The 3,474-nt window shown below is 44.1% G+C and carries 2 rRNA genes; both read right to left on the reverse strand.

Annotated features, from left to right (window positions below):
* Positions 1-67: 67 nt before the first annotated feature.
* Positions 68-184: ribosomal RNA gene (gene rrf, locus H2277_RS08715) — 5S ribosomal RNA — on the reverse strand.
* 114 nt (positions 185-298) lie between these two features.
* Positions 299-3,207 (reverse strand): 23S ribosomal RNA (locus tag H2277_RS08720).
* Positions 3,208-3,474 lie beyond the last annotated feature (267 nt).

Here is a 3,474-nt window from a genome sequence, read left to right on the forward strand (position 1 = left end):
AAATAAGATAAAAACATAAAGATTAAAAACTCTAAGAAGATTAAATTAAGAAGTTGAATAATTAACAAGTCCGCAATGAGCTACTTTCCCCCTGCCAGTAAGGCGTAGTATCATCACCCACGATGTGCTTAGCTTCTTGGTTCGGGATGGAGCAAGGCGTTTCCACATCTGTATAATCACGGACATTGTTATTTAAATATTCTTTGATGAATACTTAAAAAACAATGTTAAAAGCAAGTTAAAAACCTTTACTTTCTTTTTAAGGTAAAAACCTTAACAAGGAAGTGATGCTTATTAAAAAGATAAGCCAAACGCTCTATTAGTACTGGTCAGCTAAAAGACTTTCATCCATTACACACCCAGCCTATCAAACTAGTAGTCTTCTAGAGAGCTTAGAGAAGATTCATCTTAGAGTTGGCTTCACGCTTAGATGCTTTCAGCGTTTATCCTTTCCAAACTTAGCTACGCTGCGATGCTCTTGGCAGAACAACAGCTACACCAGTGGTTTGTTCAACCCGGTCCTCTCGTACTAGGGTCAAATCTCTTCAATCTTCTTACGCCCACGGCAGATAGGGACCGAACTGTCTCACGACGTTCTGAACCCAGCTCGCGTACCGCTTTAAATGGCGAACAGCCATACCCTTGGGACCTGCTCCAGCCCCAGGATGCGATGAGCCGACATCGAGGTGCCAAACCTCCCCGTCGATGTGAGCTCTTGGGGGAGATCAGCCTGTTATCCCCGGGGTACCTTTTATCCTTTGAGCGATGGCCCTTCCACACAGAACCACCGGATCACTAAGACCGACTTTCGTCTCTGCTTGACTTGTATGTCTTGCAGTTAAGCTGGCTTATACCTTTATACTCTACAAACGATTTCCAACCGTTTTGAGCCAACCTTTGTAAGCCTCCGTTATTATTTGGGAGGCGACCGCCCCAGTCAAACTACCCACCAGACATTGTCCCACTTGAGGATAACTCAAGCTGGTTAGCTACCCAAATAAGAAAGAGTGGTATCTCAACAATGGCTCATATACAACTGGCGTCATATACTCAAAGCCTCCCACCTATCCTGCACATTCTTATCCAAATAGCAGTGTCAAGCTGTAGTAAAGGTCCACGGGGTCTTTCCGTCTTGCCGCGGGTAGGAGGAATTTTCACCTCCACTACAATTTCACTGGATCCCTCTTTGAGACAGCTCCCATCTCGTTACGCCATTCATGCAGGTCGGTATTTAACCGACAAGGAATTTCGCTACCTTAGGACCGTTATAGTTACGGCCGCCGTTTACTCGGGCTTCGATCAAGAGCTTCGCTAATGCTAACCCCATCAATTAACCTTCGAGCACCGGGCAGGCGTCACACCCTATACATCCTCTTACGAGTTAGCAGAGTGCTGTGTTTTTGGTAAACAGTCGGGAGGGACTCTTTGTTGTAAGTTTCTTCGCTTTCGGAGTAAATCCTAGTACGAAGCGAACCACACCTTATACCGAAGATACGGTGCTATTTTGCAGAGTTCCTTAAAGAGAGTTCTTCCACGCGCCTTAGAATACTCATCCCACCCACCTGTGTCGGTTTACGGTACGGGCAACATTAGCTAAACTTAGAAACTTTTCTTGGCTCGACGGCATCAGCAATTCTTCTATCCATCCGAAGACTTCAAAAAGCCTGTCAGTTCTCGAAGTATTCTTATACGGATTTGCCTGTATAAGCTCCTACAACCTTCGACTAGCACTTCCATCCGCTAGCTTGCTTAGCCCTAAGCGTCCTTCCATCGCACACTAATGTTGGTATTGGAATATTAACCAATTTGCCATCACCTACCCCTTTCGGACTCGGCTTAGGACCCGACTAACCCTACGATGACGAGCATCGCGTAGGAAACCTTGGGTTTACGGCGTTAATGATTCTCACATTAATTATCGCTACTCATGCCTGCATGCTCACTTCTATTCGCTCCAGCACTCCTTACCGGTATACCTTCGACGCAAATAGAACGCTCTCCTACCACTTGACAAAGTCAAGTCTACAGCTTCGGTACTTACTTTAGCCCCGTTATATTTTCCGCGCAAAATCACTAGACCAGTGAGCTATTACGCTTTCTTTAAAGGATGGCTGCTTCTAAGCCAACCTCCTGGTTGTTTAAGTAACTTCACATCGTTTTCCACTTAAGTAAGATTTAGGGACCTTAGCTGGTAGTCTGGGTTGTTTCCCTCTTGACGACGGATTTTATCACTCGCCGCCTGACTGCTGTGATTACATATAAGGTATTCGGAGTTTGATAGGGTTTGGTACATTGGTGTATGCCCTAGCCCATTCAGTGCTCTACCCCCTTATACTACGACACAACGCTATACCTAAATATATTTCGGAGAGAACCAGCTATCACGAAGTTTGATTGGCCTTTCACCCCTATCCACAAGTCATCCCGGGGCTTTTCAACGCCTATGGGTTCAGTCCTCCACTAGTTCTTACACTAGCTTCAACTTGCTCATGGATAGATCACTTCGTTTCGGGTCTGCAGCATCTGACTAAGCGCCCTATTCAGACTCGCTTTCGCTACGGCTTCGCGTGTGCTTAACCTTGCCAGACACCACAACTCGCAGGCTCATTATGCAAAAGGCAGTCCATCACCCTGGTTTGCACCATAGGGCTCTGAATGATTGTAAGCAAATGGTTTCAGGTTCTATTTCACTCTGATCACCTCAGTTCTTTTCACCTTTCCCTCACGGTACTTGTGCACTATCGATCTGGTATTAGTATTTAGGGTTGGATCGTGGTCGACCCAGCTTCAGACAAAATTCCACGTGTTTCGCCCTACTCAGGATACTGCTAGCTAAAGTTCAGTTTTCGCATACGGGACTATCACCCTCTATGGCTACACTTTCCAGAGTGTTCTGCTAACTTCACTTATTGCACATTGCAGTCCTACAACCCCCAATGCAAGCATTGGGTTTGCCCTCTTACGCTTTCGCTCGCCGCTACTGACGCAATCTCTATTGATTTCTTTTCCTGAGGGTACTAAGATGTTTCAATTCCCCTCGTTCGCTCCTATATTAGGTAATGTATATCTCTATACATTGGGTTGCCCCATTCGGAAATCTACGGATCAAAGCTTCTTGACAGCTCCCCGTAGCTTATCGCAGTCTAGTACGTCCTTCATCGCCTTTACCAGTCAAGGCATCCACCATTCGCTCTTAGTAGCTTACCTTTTTTACCTTTTAGTTGATTCTAAAACGCATCACTTCCTTGTTAAAGTTTTTACAATAAGACTTCTTTATATATCTGTCTTAAGACGGAAAGCATTTAAACACTTATATTAAGCAAAGAATATAAGCTGTGAAGTTTAAAACTTATTCTTTAAAATCTTTATTTAGTTTTTAAAGAAAAAGACAGTGAAGTTTTATTCTTTAACAAGTTCAGTAAAATTGTTTTTAAAACTTGCTTGTGACTTTTAACATTGGTAAGTAAAAGAACA

This window comes from Campylobacter sp. W0014 (genome assembly GCF_020135975.1).
GTDB lineage: Bacteria > Campylobacterota > Campylobacteria > Campylobacterales > Campylobacteraceae > Campylobacter_D.